Genomic DNA, 17,015 nt, shown 5'->3' with positions numbered 1-17,015 from the left:
TAACGACTTGCAGCGTCAACTGGAAGATGCTGGTGCCAGCATCATTGAGCCACTCGCAGTCTCCAGCGAATATGGCATGAACCTACAAAATCGGGAGTCTATCGGCCAGCTTATTAGCGTGCTGCACCGTCGCCATTCCGAAATTGTGCGGGCGATTTCGGTCTATGATGAAAATAATCGGCTGTTCGTCACGTCAAATTTCCATCTCGATCCATCAGAAATGCAGCTGCCTGCCGGTGCGCCGTTTCCCCGAAAACTGAGCGTCATCCGCCAGGGGGATATCATGATCCTGCGCACCCCAATTATATCGGAAAGTTATTCTCCGGATGAGTCTGCGGTCAGCGACGCGAAAAACACAAAAAATATGCTGGGGTACGTGGCGCTTGAGTTAGATCTTAAATCGGTGCGGCTACAGCAGTACAAAGAAATCTTTATTTCAACCGTGATGATGCTGTTTTGCATCGGTATTGCGTTAATTTTTGGCTGGCGTCTGATGCGCGACGTGACCGGCCCTATCCGCAACATGGTGAATACCGTTGACCGGATACGACGAGGGCAGCTCGACAGTCGAGTAGAAGGCTTCATGCTGGGCGAGCTGGATATGCTGAAAAACGGCATCAACTCGATGGCGATGTCGCTGGCGGCCTACCATGAAGAGATGCAGCACAATATCGATCAGGCCACGTCTGACCTACGCGAAACGCTGGAGCAGATGGAGATCCAGAACGTTGAGCTGGATCTGGCGAAGAAACGCGCCCAGGAAGCGGCGCGTATCAAATCCGAGTTTCTGGCAAACATGTCGCATGAGCTGCGTACGCCGCTCAATGGCGTAATTGGCTTTACCCGCCTGACGCTAAAAACCGAGTTGAACACCACCCAGCGCGATCACCTGAATACCATTGAACGCTCCGCCAACAATTTGCTGGCCATCATCAACGACGTGCTCGACTTCTCCAAACTGGAAGCAGGCAAGTTGATTCTGGAAAGTATCCCATTCCCGCTACGCAGCACGCTGGACGATGTGGTGACGCTGTTGGCGCACTCCTCCCATGATAAAGGGCTGGAGCTAACGCTCAATATCAAGAACGACGTGCCAGACAATGTGATTGGCGATCCACTGCGTTTGCAGCAGGTCATCACCAATCTGGTCGGCAATGCCATCAAATTTACCGAGAGCGGCAATATCGATATTCTGGTGGAGAAACGCGCCCTCAGTAACACCAAAGTGCAGATTGAAGTGCAAATCCGCGATACCGGTATCGGCATTCCGGAACGCGATCAGTCGCGCCTGTTCCAGGCCTTCCGCCAGGCGGATGCCAGTATTTCGCGACGCCACGGCGGCACCGGGCTGGGCCTGGTGATTACGCAAAAACTGGTCAACGAAATGGGTGGGGATATCTCCTTCCACAGTCAGCCCAATCGTGGATCAACCTTCTGGTTCCACATCAGCCTTGACCTCAATCCTAACGTACTCAGTGAACGCTCACCTACCCGCTGTCTGGCCGGGAAACGACTGGCCTACGTAGAACCCAACGCCAATGCGGCACAATGTACGCTGGATATCCTGAGCGAAACGCCGCTGGAGGTGATTTATAGCCCGTCATTCTCCGCGTTGCCGGCAGAACACTACGATATTCTGCTGCTTGGCGTACCGGTGACGCTGCGCGAACCGCTCACCATGCAACATGAACGGCTGGCAAGCGCCCGGGCAATGACCGACTTCTTGTTACTGGCGCTGCCTTGCCATGCGCAGATTAACGCTGAGAAATTAAAACAAGGTGGCGCTGCGGCGTGTCTGTTAAAACCGCTCACGTCAACCCGCCTGCTGCCTGCCCTGACGGAGTATTGTCATCGGAACCAAAGCAACGAGCCGTTGCTGGTCGACGAGAGCAAAATTGCGATGACCGTCATGGCGGTAGATGACAACCCGGCGAATCTCAAACTGATCGGTGCATTACTGGAGGATAAGGTACGCCACGTCGAACTTTGCGACAGCGGGCATCAGGCGGTGGATCGCGCCAAACAGATGCAGTTTGATCTGATTTTGATGGATATTCAGATGCCGGATATGGACGGTATTCGCGCCTGTGAACTAATCCATCAACTCCCTCATCAACAGCAGACGCCGGTGATTGCGGTTACCGCGCACGCCATGGCCGGGCAAAAAGAGAAACTCCTCAGCGCCGGGATGACTGACTATCTGGCAAAACCGATTGAAGAAGAGAAGCTGCACAATCTGCTGCTGCGCTACAAACCTGGTACTGGTACAGCCATCCGGGCTATTGCCACAGAGCCTCTTGAGCCGGTGGTCAACCCGAACACGACGCTCGACTGGCAGCTGGCGTTGCGGCAAGCCGCCGGAAAAAATAATCTGGCGCGCGATATGCTGCAAATGCTGATCGATTTTCTGCCGGAGGTGCGTAATAAAATCGAGGAACAGCTGGTCGGTGAAAACCCGGAAGGGCTGGTCGATTTGATCCACAAACTGCACGGTAGTTGCGGCTACAGCGGCGTTCCACGCATGAAGAACCTGTGCCAGCTCATCGAACAACAACTGCGCAGTGGAACCCAGGAAGAAGATCTAGAGCCTGAGTTTTTAGAGCTGCTTGATGAGATGGACAACGTGGCACGCGAAGCGAAACGGATATTGGGGTGATGTTCGCCGGATGCGGCGTAAACGCCTCATCCGGCCTACAACTCAGCGTAACTGCAGCCCTGCATTGAGGGTTGCAGCCACGTTGCGTGCCGTCATGCGGACATTTTCTTTCGCATTCTTCAGCGCATCTTCCAGCGTACAGATGGTATAAATCACGCTAAAAACAGCATCAATACCGTGGTCATGCACAATGCCCACATCCGGGGTCAGGCTGCCGGCAATACCGATAACCGGTTTGTTATAACGCTTCGCAACGTTCGCTACGCCAACGGGGACTTTGCCATGTATGGTCTGGCTGTCGATACGCCCTTCACCGGTCACCACTAAATCGGCATCTGCGACCCAGGCATCAAGATGTAACGCATCGGTCACGATCTCAATACCGCTACGCAACTGCGCGCCGCAAAATGCATACAGTGCCGCGCCCATGCCCCCGGCGGCACCGCCGCCAGCCAGTTCCAGAACGTTAACGTCCAGATCGCGGGAGATCAGCTGAGCATAATGGGTTAACGCTCGATCCAAACGGGCAACCACTTCTGGCGTGGCCCCTTTTTGCGGGCCGAATACCGCCGACGCGCCCTCTTTACCGGTAAGCCGGTTCGTCACGTCGCAGGCTACTTCGATTTGACACGCGGCAAGGCGCGCATCTAACTGCGAGATATCAATCCTGGCAAGCGCTTCCAGCCCCGCACCACCATGGGCAATATCGTTATTCTGCGCATCCAGTAATCTTGCACCCAGTGCCTGCACCATCCCCGCGCCGCCATCGTTGGTTGCGCTACCGCCAATGCCAATGACGATATGCTCCACGCCCGCGTCCAGCGCGTGACGTATCAGCTCTCCGGTTCCCCTGGAGGTGGTTTTTAGCGGGTCACGTGAATCCACGGGTACCAGCGCCAGCCCGCTGGCTGCAGCCATCTCAATAAATGCCGAGCGCGCATCTCCCGATAAACCATAAAATGCCTGAACACTGCTCCCCAGAGGGCCTGTAACATCAACATGAACAAGGCGTCCTGCGGTTGCGGCAACCATCGCTTCAACCGTTCCCTCACCGCCATCGGCAACCGGGATCTTGACGTAATCCGCATCAGGCCAGATCTCACGAAAACCCTGCTCAATCGCAGTTGCTACCTCAAGCGCACTCAGACTCTCTTTGTAAGAGTCCGGAGCAATGACTATTTTCATAAGCCGTCCTTATGCATGTTGATTATGTTAATCATACACCTGAAGAAGTGCCGGTTCCTGTCAGAACCGGCATAACGCTTAGCGAACCATGCACGGGCGCTTGTTATCAAACGTCCAGTTCGGGATCAGGTATTGCATTCCCATGGCATCATCACGCGCACCCAAGCCGTGTTGCTGATACAGTTCGTGGGCTTTCATTACCTGATCCATATCGATCTCTACGCCCAGACCCGGTTTTGCCGGAACCTGTACCATGCCGCCTTTGATTTCAAACGGCTCCTTGGTCAGGCGCTGATTGCCTTCCTGCCAGATCCAGTGGGTATCGATGGCGGTGACCTTGCCCGGTGCCGCTGCCGCCACATGAGTGAACATCGCCAGCGAGATATCAAAGTGGTTGTTGGAGTGTGAGCCCCAGGTCAGACCGAACTCATGGCACATCTGCGCCACACGCACCGAACCCTGCATGGTCCAGAAATGCGGGTCCGCCAGCGGGATATCAACGGATTGCAGCGACAGCGTATGTCCCATCTGACGCCAGTCAGTAGCAATCATGTTGGTGGCCGTCGGCAGCCCGGTCGCGCGACGGAATTCCGCCATCACTTCACGCCCGGAGAAGCCCTGTTCGGCACCGCACGGATCTTCTGCATAGGCCAGAGAGCCTTTCAGATATTTACCGATGCTAATGGCTTCATTGAGCGACCACGCACCGTTAGGATCCAGCGTCACTCGTGCCTGTGGGAAGCGTTTCGCCAGCGCCACAATCGATTCCGCCTCTTCTTCCCCTGCCAGCACACCGCCTTTCAGTTTAAAGTCGTTGAAACCATATTTCTCATACGCTGCTTCCGCCAGGCGCACCACCGCATCCGGGGTCATTGCTTCTTCATGACGCAGGCGATACCAGTCACATTTTTCATCTGGCTGGCTCTGATACGGCAGCGGCGTCGCTTTACGGTTGCCGACGAAGAACAAATAGCCGAGCATTTCGACTTCGCTACGTTGCTGTCCATCACCCAGCAGAGACGCGACGTTGACGCCCAGATGCTGGCCCAGCAGATCAAGCATTGCCGCTTCAATACCGGTAACCACATGAATAGTGGTACGCAGATCGAAGGTCTGCAAACCGCGCCCGCCGGCATCGCGATCGGCAAACTGGTTACGTACCGCGTTCAGCACGTTTTTATATTCGCCGAGCGTTTTACCCACTACCAGCGGAATCGCATCTTCCAGGGTCTGGCGGATTTTCTCGCCGCCAGGGATTTCGCCGACACCAGTATGACCAGAGTTATCTTTGATAATCACAATATTACGTGTGAAGAACGGGGCATGTGCGCCGCTCAGGTTCATCAGCATACTGTCGTGGCCCGCAACCGGGATCACCTGCATGGCGGTAACAACGGGGGTCGTAAATTGTGTGCTCATAATAAAGTCCTTATTCAAAATCTAGTGGCGGCCGAAAACGGGGCGTTTACGGTCGAAGGTCCATCCAGGGATCAGGTACTGCATCGGACCCGCATCATTACGCGCGCCGCCGGGCAGTCTCTTGTAGGCTTCATGGGCCTTGTTAACCTGTTCCCAGTCCAGCTCCACGCCCAGCCCTGGGGCGTCCGGAACCGCAATTTTTCCGTGCTTAATCTCCAGCGGATTTTTGGTCAGGCGGCAATCGCCCTCCTGCCAGATCCAGTGGGTATCAATCGCCGTCGGCTTGCCGGGCGCAGCAGCGCCCACGTGGGTAAACATCGCCAGCGAAATATCGAAGTGGTTGTTCGAGTGACAGCCCCAGGTCAGCCCCCAGTCATCGCACAACTGTGCCACGCGCACCGCACCAGAAAGCGTCCAGAAGTGCGGATCGGCCAGCGGAATATCGACGGAGTTCAGCATCACCGCGTGGCCCATTTCGCGCCAGTTAGTGGCGATCATGTTGGTCGCCACAGGTAGACCAGTCGCGCGGCGGAATTCTGCCATCACTTCGCGACCCGAGAACCCTTGTTCCGCACCGCACGGATCTTCAGCGTAGGTCAGCACATCGTTCAGCCCTTTGCACAATGAGATAGCTTCATCCAGCAGCCAGGCGCCGTTAGGGTCGACCGTAATACGTGCATCCGGGAAACGTTTTTTCAGCGCACGGGCGGTCTCAATTTCCTGCTCACCGGGTAGCACGCCGCCCTTGAGTTTGAAATCTTTAAAACCGTAGCGGTCCTGCGAGGCCTCCGCCAGGCGCACAACCGCCTCGCTGTTCATCGCTTGCTGATGACGCAGGTGATACCAGTCATGGTTGCCCGGCGTCGTCTCCAGATACGGCAAATCTGTCTTCGTGCGATCGCCTACGTAGAACAGATAGCCCAGCACGGTTACCGCATCGCGCTGCTTGCCCGGCCCTAACAGTTCACAGACCGGCACGTTGAGCGCTTTGCCCAGCAGGTCGAGCAGCGCTGCTTCCAGCGCAGCTACCGCATTAACCCGCAGCTCAAAGGTCCAGGCGCCTTTACCGAAGGTGTCAAAGTCAGCGGCCTGGTTGCCTTTATGCACCTGCTGCACCACTTTGTTCAGACGGGCGACTTCCTGGCCTAATACCATCGGGATGGCGTCAAGGAGCGTCTGATAAATCACTTCACCGCCCGGCGCTTCACCGACGCCGGTATTCCCGGCGTTGTCGGTCAGTACCACGATATTGCGGGTAAAATACGCGTTATGCGCACCACCGATGTTGAGCAGCATGCTGTCATGACCGGCTACCGGAATAACCTTCATGTCGGTGATAACGGGACTCGATTGTGTTGTCATCGTCATTGCCCTGCCACAGGTTTCAGTTCGATACGCTTAATATCGCCCACCAGCACCAGATAGCTCAGCACCGCAATCAGCGCATGCACCCCAACGTAAATCAACGCACCGTTAAACGAACCGGTGGTGCCCACGATGTAGCCAATCGCAATCGGCGTGACGATACCGGAAATATTGCCGAACATGTTGAACAGACCGCCGCTCAGGCCGCTGATCTCTTTCGGCGCAGTATCTGCCATCACTGCCCAGCCGAGCGCACCGATGCCTTTCCCGAAGAAGGCCAGCGCCATAAAGCCAATAATCATCCATTCAACGTCGACGTAGTTACAGAACACCATCACCATCGACAACAGCATACCCATCACGATCGGCGTTTTACGCGCAATATTCAGCGATCCGGTACGACGCATCAGCCAGTCGGAAATAATCCCGCCGAGCACGCCGCCCACAAAGCCGCAGATAGCCGGAACCGACGCCACAAAACCGGCCTTCAGAATCGACATGCCGCGCGCCTGCACCAGGTAAACCGGAAACCAGGTGATAAAGAAGTAGGTCAGCGCGTTAATGCAATACTGGCCGATGTAGATCCCCACCATCATGCGCGAACCAATCAACTGCTTAATTTGTCCCCACTTCACGCTGAACGGGACTTTCGTTTTCGCTGCCGCCTGATCCATGTTGATCAGCGCGCCACCAGCGGCGATGTAATCCAGCTCTTTTTGGTTCACGCCCGGGTGCTGGTTAGGTTCGTGAATTACTTTCAGCCAGACGAAGCTGATAACGATCCCGAGGCCGCCCATAAAGAAGAACACGTGCGACCAGCCCACTTCGTGAGTCAGCCAACCCATGATCGGCGCGAAGATAACGGTGGCAAAGTACTGTGCGGAGTTAAAAATCGACACCGCCGTGCCCCTCTCCTGCGCCGGGAACCACGCCGCCACAATGCGACTATTGCCGGGGAAGGAAGGCGCTTCGGCTAAACCGACAAGGAATCGCAATGTAAACAGCGCGATGATAATGCCAAAGCCGCTGAAGATATCGACGAAGCCTTGTAGCAGGGTAAACAGGGACCAAATAAAGATGGACCAGAAGTAGACACGTTTAGAACCAAAGCGGTCGAGCAACCAGCCGCCGGGGATCTGGCCGATAACATAGGCCCATGAGAATGCAGAGAAAACGTAACCCATACCGACAGCATCGAGGCCAATATCTTTGGCCATCTCCGAACCGGCAATGGATAAGGTGGCGCGGTCGCCATAGTTGAAGGATGTGACGATAAACAGCATCACCACTATCCAGTAGCGAGCATTAGTGCGCTTTTCCGCGCCGCTCGCCGCCTGACTTAATGAACTCATTGTTGCACTCCTGAATTTTCGCGTTTTTATTCGCTCACTCTGAATTGCAAAACCGGTAGGGGTCAGAGGTAACGTTTGGTGTATAGGCAGCTTTTTTGGAGGTTGTTCGCCTTGCATGCTGCATTTTCTTATAACTGGCATGAGGAGTATAAAAAGCAGGCAGGAAACACTCACCGTGCAACAACACAGTATTTCGTCCACACACCAAGCCTGTTTGTGGCAAAAGCCCTGGTGACTGGAAGCAACTTCACGGAAATGAAAACCAGAGGGTTGAATAGGGAAATGTCAGGACGGAAAAGAAAGGAGTGTGAAACGGGTCGCTTGACCCTATGAAAACGCCTGTAAAACCACTTTCAAATGAAGGTTTTTACAGGCATTTGCCCGAAGCTAACACGATTCAGTTCTATTAGGATATGGCCAGGTCGTTCTTTTTGCTTGCTGGCACAAGCAGGACACCCTCCCGGTAGGGGGGAGGGGAAGCCTCAAGACAGGAGAGTTCCCCAATGTTCTACCCAGGGATTGGATTCACTTTCCGGCTCAGGGTGCTCGCTGGCATCAATCAACAACATCTCACCCACGCGCTGCGCGCTTTGTTCCTGCAACAACGCGTCGAACTGTTTTCCGCCGTTGCAGAAGTTAACGTAGCTGCTGTCGCCGAGTGCGATCACGCCATAATGCAGATTTGGCTGAAAACCAAGATTATCTTTGATCCCCTGAAACAGTGGCACAATGCTGTCCGGAAGATCGCCCTGCCCGGTCGTTGAGGTCACCACCAGGACGTATTTGTCTTGATACGCCTGCCAGTCAGCCAGCTCTGGATCTTCAAACACCGTAGCCTTATGGCCCTGTCCGGTAAGGATAGCTTCAGCCTCTTCGGCTACCAACAGCGAGTTTCCGTACATCGTGCCGACAAAAATACCAATTTCCGCCATAACCTTTTTCTCCAGGGACTTAAGAATCTATTTGCTCATCCTGACCTGACCGCTCGCTGAACTCAACCCTTTCATTCTCAGGGAGAAGTCCACGCCAGCCAAACTGCGATAGCGCCTGCATCCAGACGTCATCCAGACCCGCGCGAATCACCAACGGCTCGCCAGTGAACGGATGGGTAAGCGTAAGCTGGCTGGCATGCAACATTAAGCGCTGGCAACCGAAATGCTCCGCCGCACTGCGGTTTTGCCGCAAATCACCGTGCTTACTGTCGCCAATAATAGGATGGCGTAAATGGGACAGATGCCGCCGGAGCTGGTGTTTACGACCGGTTTTAGGCTCAAGCTCTACCAGTCCGTAGCGAGTCGTTGGATAACGCCCGGTGGCCACCGGCATTTCTACCGTTGCCAGTCCGCGATAGTGGGTGACCGCCGGTTGCGGATCTTTATCTTCACGGGAAAATTTGTCGGCAATTTTATCCAACTCTTCCACCAGCGGGTAATCCAGCACCGCGTCATCCATTAACCAACCACGCACAATCGCATGATAACGCTTTTGAATTTGATGCTGTTCAAACTGCTGCGACAGCAAACGCCCGGCTTCGCTGGACAATCCCATCAGCAGCACGCCGGATGTCGGTCGGTCGAGGCGATGCACGGTAAAAACATGCTGACCAATCTGGTCACGCACCGTTTGCATCACGACCACTTTCTCATCGCGGTCGAGCCAGCTGCGGTGAACCAGCCAGCCAGAAGGTTTGTTAACAGCAACCAGCCATTCGTCCTGATAGAGGATCTCAAGCATCAGGATTTATCGCTGGTAAACAGTGCATCCAGCTCCTGTAATGCAACGAGAAGCACTTCACGCTGTGGATGGTCGGCGGTCAGCGCCATTTCGTAATACGGAGCGATGGCAAACGCCTCTGGAAGCGGCTGCGCGTTATCAAGCAGAGCATGCATGCGGGGAATCAATACCCATTGCAGCCATTCAACCGGCTCCATGGTATCCATACAAAAAGGCTGCGTGCTGGTAAATAAATGCGCCTCAGGCTCATCCATTCGCCAGTGATTATGCTTACGCAACAGCGCTTCAAGCGCGTGGAGTTGCTGGCGCACACGGTCATGAGTCGTCATGAAATTAACCTCATTGATGAAAAATCTGGCGCGAAGAATAGCATTTGTGGGCAGGAAATAAAAAAAGGGAGCACTGTAAAAACAGTGCTCCCGGTTCGTTTCGCAGCATTCCAGCTACTTTTAGTGCTCCCTGCTCATCCATGACAACTTTTCCTGTGGTCTTGCGACCTGTTCATCCTGAACGTTTGCATCCTGCTCACATCACCCCGATGTGAAAACTTCATCCTGAAGTGTCCGTGGCCATCCTGACCCGCCGACCATCCTGCCCGGCTCTCATTCTCCTTCCTGGAGGTGTCCTTTAACGCATCCAGCGTTTTCCTCTTTGCTTCGTCCTGAAGCCTATCCTTGTAACACCATCCTGGTGTGTCCTGCAGAAGTGTCATCATCCTGATGTTCACTTCGTTGTGCGACTCCTTGTCGACGTAGATAGAATCGCCTGTTTCGCTTTGTCTTACAAGATACTTACAGACATTCCTTTAAGGTTTTTTTCATATGAAAGCAGAGAATAAAACATCAACTAACTGAATTACATACATTTACTATGAAGGCCCTGCATTAAGCTTTCACTTATTACCTGGCGATCTCCTACAGGGTTTGTAAGAGATCTCTCACACGTATGCGGGCAAAATGGATTACAGAACTGGCTTAAGTTGAGTCAGGAAATCCGCAAGAGAGGCCGCCAGCACCGTACGTTTACGAGTCCCCAGCGTTTCTTTGCACACTTCCCCGGACAGGTTACACACCGAAATGACATCCAGTTCATTTTCCTGTGTCGCAATAAACAGCGTCGGCGAGAGCTTGAGCCGCTTTTGCGTGACCAAATGGCCAATCAGGTTTTCCTGAACGCGCCTGAAGTCATCTTCGCTCCAGGTTTGCAGCAGCGTGAGCTTTTCATCGGCAAACTGCGCGTGCATGTCCCCGGCAAATTGGGTGGTATAAAAAGCGTGAACGGCGGGTTGTACCACAATATCAAAGGCGCGTTCAACCGCGTTTACATTCGTTTCGCCCACAAACGGCTGAGGCTGCCAGTACACGGCATCGCTGGTCGTGGAAATAATGCATGGGGAAGGTACGCCATATAATTCTTCGCTGAGAGGCCAGCTGTTATTTTTCTCATGCCATGCATCGCAATAGCGTGTCGTAAAGGCCGTTAACGCCTGCGCAGTCAATTCGTCCACTGATTTCTCTCTTCACAAAAGCCAGGATACACTTGACGCATAGTGTATCTGGTTTATGACGGTGAAACATGTCTTCTTATGAAAACCATCAGGCGCTTGACGGCCTGACCCTCGGTAAATCAACAGATTACCGGGACAATTACGATGCCAGTTTGCTGCAGGGCGTTCCGCGTAGCCTGAACCGCGACCCGCTGGATTTAAAGGCCGATAGTCTTCCTTTTCATGGCGCCGATATCTGGACGCTGTATGAACTGTCATGGCTAAATGCCAATGGCTTACCGCAGGTTGCCGTCGGGCATGTCGAATTAGACTACACCAGCGTGAATCTGATTGAATCAAAAAGCTTTAAGCTGTATCTGAACAGTTTTAACCAGACCCGCTTTGATTCATGGGATGCCGTTCGCCAAACGCTGGAACACGATTTGCGCGCCTGCGCCGAAGGCGATGTTCACGTGGCGCTGTACCGTATCGACGAGCTGGAAGGGCAGCCGATTGCTCATTTCAATGGCACCTGCATCGATGACCAGGATATTGTCATCGATAACTACCAGTTCACCACAGATTATCTGGAGAACGCCACAAGCGGCGAGAAAGCAGTGGAAGAAACGCTAGTCAGCCATCTGCTGAAATCTAACTGTTTGATCACCCACCAGCCCGACTGGGGTTCTATACAAATTCAGTATCGTGGACGAAAAATCGACAGGGAGCAGCTGCTGCGTTATCTGGTTTCCTTCCGCCATCATAATGAATTCCATGAACAGTGCGTGGAGCGCATTTTCAATGACATACTGCGCTTCTGCCAGCCGGAAAAGCTGAGCGTCTACGCCCGCTACACGCGACGCGGCGGTCTGGACATTAATCCATGGCGAACCAACACCGATTTTGTCCCTGCTATCGGCAGACTAGTGCGTCAGTAACTTTATTTCTCAATTTTGCGTGCCGGATTCCGCGCGCAAGGTTGTGAAAGGTCATAAGCCAGAGCTATTGTAATCAACAGGGAATGACGTGTTGCGTCCCATAAGGAGTTTACTTGATTACACATATTAGCCCGCTTGGCTCAATGGACATGTTGTCGCAGCTGGAAGTCGATATGCTTAAACGCACGGCCAGCAGCGACCTGTATCAACTGTTTCGTAACTGTTCGCTTGCCGTCCTGAACTCCGGCAGTTTGACCGACAACAGCAAAGAGCTGCTGTCTCGTTTTGAAAGTTTCGACATTAACGTGCTGCGCCGTGAACGTGGCGTTAAGCTGGAACTGATTAACCCGCCTGAAGACGCGTTTGTTGATGGACGCATTATTCGTGCGCTGCAGGCCAACCTGTTTGCCGTCCTGCGCGACATTCTTTTCGTTAACGGCCAGATCCATAACGCTGGTCGTTTTCAACGTCTGGATCTCGAAAGCTCGGTTCACATTACCAACCTCGTCTTCTCCATCTTGCGTAACGCCCGGGCACTGCACGTCGATGAAGCACCGAACATGGTCGTCTGCTGGGGCGGTCACTCCATCAACGAAAATGAGTACCTGTATGCTCGTCGCGTCGGTACCCAGTTGGGCCTGCGTGAGCTGAACATCTGTACCGGCTGCGGTCCTGGTGCGATGGAAGCCCCCATGAAAGGCGCGGCGGTGGGCCACGCCCAGCAGCGTTACAAAGACAGCCGTTTTATCGGCATGACTGAACCGTCAATCATTGCCGCCGAACCGCCTAACCCGCTGGTCAACGAACTGATCATCATGCCGGACATTGAAAAACGTCTGGAAGCATTTGTCCGTATTGCCCACGGCATTATCATTTTCCCTGGCGGCGTAGGAACGGCGGAAGAGCTGCTGTACCTGTTAGGTATATTGATGAACCCGGCGAACAAAGATCAGGTTCTGCCACTGATCTTGACGGGACCAAAAGAGAGTGCGGACTACTTCCGCGTGCTGGATGAATTTATCGTACACACGCTGGGTGAAGACGCACGTCGCCACTACCGCATTATCATTGACGATGCTTCAGAAGTCGCTCGCCTGATGAAAAAAGCGATGCCGCTGGTGAAAGAGAATCGCCGCGACACCGGTGATGCCTACAGCTTTAACTGGTCGATTCGCATTTCACCTGATTTGCAGATGCCGTTTGAACCGTCCCATGAAAACATGGCGAACCTGAAGCTGTACCCCGATCAACCGGTTGAAGTACTGGCTGCAGACCTGCGTCGCGCGTTTTCCGGCATCGTCGCGGGTAACGTCAAGGAAGTCGGTATTCACGCTATTGAAGAGTTTGGACCGTACAAGATCCACGGTGACCGAGAGATGATGCGCCGTATGGATGACCTGCTGCAGGGCTTTGTCGCACAGCACCGCATGAAGTTGCCGGGTTCGGCCTACATTCCTTGCTACGAAATCTGCGCCTGATGTTTAACGCCCGGTAGCTGCGGCTACCACGATGACAGATTTGTCCATATCCAAGCCGGTTTTGGCCTCGCAGCCAGCCGGCTTTTTTAGTGATACCAGTCACATAGCTCAACTCCTAACATAAACATCAATAATGTTTCGTCAGAAAACCCTCAATACGCAAACGTTTACCTTTCAAATTCGACCGTGACTTATCGTCATAAATTATCATTAATTGCAAGAATCCACTGAAAATGACAGTTTTTACAGCGCAACACTCGTATCTTCTCGCGTTCTCTTTCACGTCATATGTCGTTAATGCTAGCCTTCGCGCCCGTAAATCCGCTTTGGTTATTTTTTAATAGATTAATGGTCCAAATTTATCCACATAAAAAGTGGATTATTGCATTTGGGATCCCGATCACTGATACATTCATAACTTAAATGTATCTTTCCGCCCGAAAATTATTACGGCGAAAAATTATATAAAAAATCGCTAATCGGAATTCGTTTTACAGTCGGGTCTTTTTTCAGTGGATTGAACCCAAACCTGACTTTTTAAGCTTCCTCCAGGAGAAATAGATGGAAAACACGCAAACCAGCACTATCGTTACGGGCCAGACCCGCAGCGCATGGCGCAAGACTGACACCATGTGGATGCTGGGCCTTTACGGTACGGCAATTGGCGCGGGTGTCTTGTTCCTGCCAATTAACGCCGGTGTTGGCGGTCTAATCCCGCTGATCATCATGGCTATTCTTGCCTTCCCAATGACCTACTTTGCACACCGTGGTCTGACCCGTTTCGTGTTATCCGGTAAAAATCCGGGTGAAGACATCACCGAAGTGGTAGAAGAACACTTTGGTGTTGGCGCAGGTAAACTGATTACGCTGCTCTATTTCTTCGCTATCTACCCAATTCTGTTGGTTTACAGCGTAGCGATTACCAATACCGTCGAGAGCTTCCTGACTCACCAGTTGGCAATTACGCCTCCGCCGCGTGCCATCCTGTCGCTGATCCTGATTATCGGTATGATGACCATCGTGCGCTTCGGTGAGCAGATGATCGTGAAAGCGATGAGCATCCTGGTATTCCCGTTCGTTGCAGCGCTGATGCTGCTGGCGCTGTACCTGATCCCTCAGTGGAGCGGTGCGGTTCTGGAAACCCTGTCCTTTGACTCCGCAGCAACCACTGGCAATGGCCTGTTGTTGACCCTGTGGCTGGCAATTCCGGTAATGGTATTCTCCTTCAACCACTCACCGATCATCTCCTCCTTCGCCGTTGCGAAGCGTGAAGAGTACGGTGATGAAGCAGAGAAGAAATGCTCCAAGATTCTGGCATTCGCTCACATCATGATGGTGCTGACCGTTATGTTCTTCGTCTTCAGCTGCGTGTTTAGCCTGACCCCGGCGGATCTGGCTGCGGCAAAAGAGCAGAACATCTCCATCCTGTCTTACCTGGCGAACCACTTTAACGCACCGATCATTGCCTGGATGGCACCGATTATCGCGATGATCGCTATCACCAAATCCTTCCTCGGCCACTACCTGGGCGCACGTGAAGGCTTCAACGGTATGGTGATTAAGCACCTGCGTGGTAAAGGCAAATCCATCGAAGTCAACAAGCTGAACAAACTCACTGCACTGTTCATGCTGGTTACCACCTGGATCGTGGCAACGCTGAACCCGAGCATCCTCGGTATGATTGAAACCCTGGGTGGCCCAATCATCGCGATGATTCTGTTCCTGATGCCGATGTATGCGATTCAGAAAGTCCCGGCCATGCGTAAGTACAGCGGCCATATCAGCAACGTCTTCGTTGTGATTATGGGTCTGATTGCCATCTCCGCTATTTTCTACTCGCTGTTTAGTTAATCCCCTGCGCCGCCTACGGGCGGCGCATCTCGTTATACAATGGACGCCTCATGATTAGCGTATTCGATATCTTCAAAATCGGCATTGGTCCTTCCAGCTCCCACACTGTGGGTCCAATGAAAGCAGGCAAACAATTCACGGATGACCTGATTGCTCGCGGAATACTCACTGACGTAACCAGCGTCGTGGTTGATGTTTACGGCTCTCTGTCTCTGACGGGGAAAGGCCATCACACTGACATCGCGATTATTATGGGCCTGGCGGGTAATCTGCCTGACACCGTAGACATCGATGCCATCCCGTCCTTTATCCAGGATGTGAATACTCACGGACGTTTGCTGCTGGCAGACGGTCAGCATGAAGTGGAGTTCCCGGTCGATAAGTGCATGAATTTCCATGCGGACAATCTGTCCCTGCACGAAAACGGCATGCGCATTACCGCCCTGGCCGGCGAAAAAGTCCTCTACAGCCAGACTTACTATTCCATTGGCGGTGGTTTCATCGTTGATGAAGAACATTTCGGCCTGCCGAACAGCTCGCCGGTAAACGTGCCCTATCCGTACAAATCCGCCGCCGATCTGCAACGACATTGCCAGGAAACCGGCCTGTCGCTTTCTGGTCTGATGATGCAAAACGAACTGGCCCTGCACAGCAAAGAAGAGCTGGAACAGCACTTTGCTAACGTCTGGGAAGTGATGCGTAGCGGGATTGAACGCGGTATCACCACCGAAGGCGTCTTGCCGGGTAAACTGCGCGTGCCACGTCGTGCCGCAGCGCTGCGTCGCATGCTGGTCAGCAGTGACAAAACCACCACCGACCCAATGGCGGTCGTGGACTGGATTAACATGTTCGCGCTGGCGGTGAACGAAGAGAATGCGGCCGGTGGGCGTGTGGTTACCGCCCCGACCAACGGGGCGTGTGGGATCGTTCCTGCGGTACTGGCTTACTACGACAAGTTTATCCGCGAAGTGAACGCTAACTCGCTGGCACGCTACATGCTGGTCGCGAGTGCGATTGGTTCCCTGTACAAGATGAACGCCTCTATCTCGGGTGCCGAAGTGGGTTGCCAGGGTGAAGTTGGTGTGGCCTGCTCAATGGCGGCAGCGGGTCTGGCGGAACTGCTGGGCGGTAGCCCTACGCAGGTGTGCATCGCGGCAGAAATCGGTATGGAACACAACCTGGGGCTGACATGCGATCCGGTTGCGGGCCAGGTTCAGGTCCCATGTATCGAGCGTAACGCTATTGCCTCAGTCAAAGCGGTTAACGCCGCACGTATGGCGCTGCGCCGTACCAGCGAGCCGCGCGTGTGCCTCGATAAAGTGATCGAGACCATGTACGAGACCGGTAAAGACATGAATGCCAAGTACCGCGAAACCTCTCGTGGTGGCCTGGCGATGAAAGTTGTCACCTGCGATTAAGTCCCAACCCATTGCCGGATGGCGCAAGCTTATCCGGCCTACAGTGCCGTAGTCATTTGTAGGCCGGATAAGGCGTCAGCCGCCATCCGGCAAAATGTTGTTTCAGATCTTCGCCTCCACTCGCCGTGAATGT

13 protein-coding genes are annotated in these 17,015 nt (G+C 53.5%); 5 read left to right on the top strand and 8 right to left on the bottom strand.

Annotation, left to right across the window (positions count from 1 at the left end; all coding sequences use genetic code 11):
• On the top strand, positions 1-2,656 hold a 2,656-nt coding region (gene barA, locus FDX22_RS23740; protein ID WP_146717877.1), incomplete at its 5' end, for a two-component sensor histidine kinase BarA.
• A gap of 42 nt (positions 2,657-2,698) precedes the next feature.
• On the opposite strand, the gene FDX22_RS23735 is transcribed toward barA, so the two are convergent.
• From FDX22_RS23735 to syd, 8 genes are all read right to left on the bottom strand, one after another.
• A complete protein-coding gene (locus tag FDX22_RS23735) occupies positions 2,699-3,841 on the bottom strand; it encodes a glycerate kinase (protein ID WP_117343138.1) in 1,143 nt (380 codons plus the stop codon).
• Positions 3,842-3,919: 78 nt separating this feature from the next.
• The gene (gudD, locus tag FDX22_RS23730; RefSeq protein WP_135911480.1) at positions 3,920-5,260 is read right to left on the bottom strand and encodes a glucarate dehydratase; all 1,341 of its coding nucleotides are present in this window, start codon (positions 5,258-5,260) and stop codon (positions 3,920-3,922) included.
• Between the two features lie 21 nt (positions 5,261-5,281).
• The gene (locus FDX22_RS23725) at positions 5,282-6,622 is read right to left on the bottom strand and encodes an enolase C-terminal domain-like protein (RefSeq protein ID WP_146717876.1); all 1,341 of its coding nucleotides are present in this window, start codon (positions 6,620-6,622) and stop codon (positions 5,282-5,284) included.
• A 2-nt stretch (positions 6,623-6,624) separates the two neighbouring features.
• On the bottom strand, positions 6,625-7,977 hold the full coding sequence (gene gudP, locus FDX22_RS23720; protein ID WP_096755896.1) for a galactarate/glucarate/glycerate transporter GudP: 1,353 nt from the start codon (positions 7,975-7,977) through the stop codon (positions 6,625-6,627).
• Positions 7,978-8,459: 482 nt separating this feature from the next.
• Positions 8,460-8,909: a flavodoxin gene (locus FDX22_RS23715; protein WP_096755895.1), complete on the bottom strand. Its 450-nt coding sequence runs from the start codon at positions 8,907-8,909 to the stop codon at positions 8,460-8,462.
• Between the two features lie 19 nt (positions 8,910-8,928).
• Positions 8,929-9,711 carry a tRNA pseudouridine(65) synthase TruC gene (gene truC, locus FDX22_RS23710; RefSeq protein WP_096755894.1) on the bottom strand — a complete coding sequence of 261 codons (783 nt, stop codon included), beginning with the start codon at positions 9,709-9,711 and terminating at the stop codon, positions 8,929-8,931.
• Positions 9,711-10,040: a YqcC family protein gene (locus tag FDX22_RS23705; RefSeq protein ID WP_117343135.1), complete on the bottom strand. Its 330-nt coding sequence runs from the start codon at positions 10,038-10,040 to the stop codon at positions 9,711-9,713. The genes truC and FDX22_RS23705 overlap by 1 nt, the downstream gene beginning before the upstream one ends.
• Positions 10,041-10,672: 632 nt before the next feature.
• A complete protein-coding gene (gene syd, locus FDX22_RS23695) occupies positions 10,673-11,218 on the bottom strand; it encodes a SecY-interacting protein (protein ID WP_115257591.1) in 546 nt (181 codons plus the stop codon).
• Positions 11,219-11,286: 68 nt separating this feature from the next.
• On the opposite strand from syd, the gene queF reads away from it, so the two are divergent.
• From queF to FDX22_RS23675, 4 genes are all read left to right on the top strand, one after another.
• Positions 11,287-12,135, top strand: coding sequence for an NADPH-dependent 7-cyano-7-deazaguanine reductase QueF (gene queF, locus FDX22_RS23690; protein ID WP_137399896.1), 849 nt, complete (start codon positions 11,287-11,289; stop codon positions 12,133-12,135).
• A 113-nt stretch (positions 12,136-12,248) separates the two neighbouring features.
• Positions 12,249-13,613 carry a nucleotide 5'-monophosphate nucleosidase PpnN gene (gene ppnN / locus FDX22_RS23685; protein ID WP_096755891.1) on the top strand — a complete coding sequence of 455 codons (1,365 nt, stop codon included), beginning with the start codon at positions 12,249-12,251 and terminating at the stop codon, positions 13,611-13,613.
• Positions 13,614-14,174: 561 nt separating this feature from the next.
• The gene (locus tag FDX22_RS23680) at positions 14,175-15,464 is read left to right on the top strand and encodes an HAAAP family serine/threonine permease (RefSeq protein WP_096755890.1); all 1,290 of its coding nucleotides are present in this window, start codon (positions 14,175-14,177) and stop codon (positions 15,462-15,464) included.
• A 50-nt stretch (positions 15,465-15,514) separates the two neighbouring features.
• Complete coding sequence (locus FDX22_RS23675; RefSeq protein ID WP_146717875.1) at positions 15,515-16,882, top strand: L-serine ammonia-lyase; 1,368 nt, start codon at positions 15,515-15,517, stop codon at positions 16,880-16,882.
• Positions 16,883-17,015: the final 133 nt, after the last annotated feature.

Origin of the sequence: Citrobacter sp. TBCS-14, assembly GCF_005280805.1 — a bacterium.
GTDB lineage: Bacteria > Pseudomonadota > Gammaproteobacteria > Enterobacterales > Enterobacteriaceae > Citrobacter > Citrobacter gillenii.
Note: the sequence above shows the minus strand (reverse complement) of the source record. Positions and strands in the feature narration are given on the sequence as shown.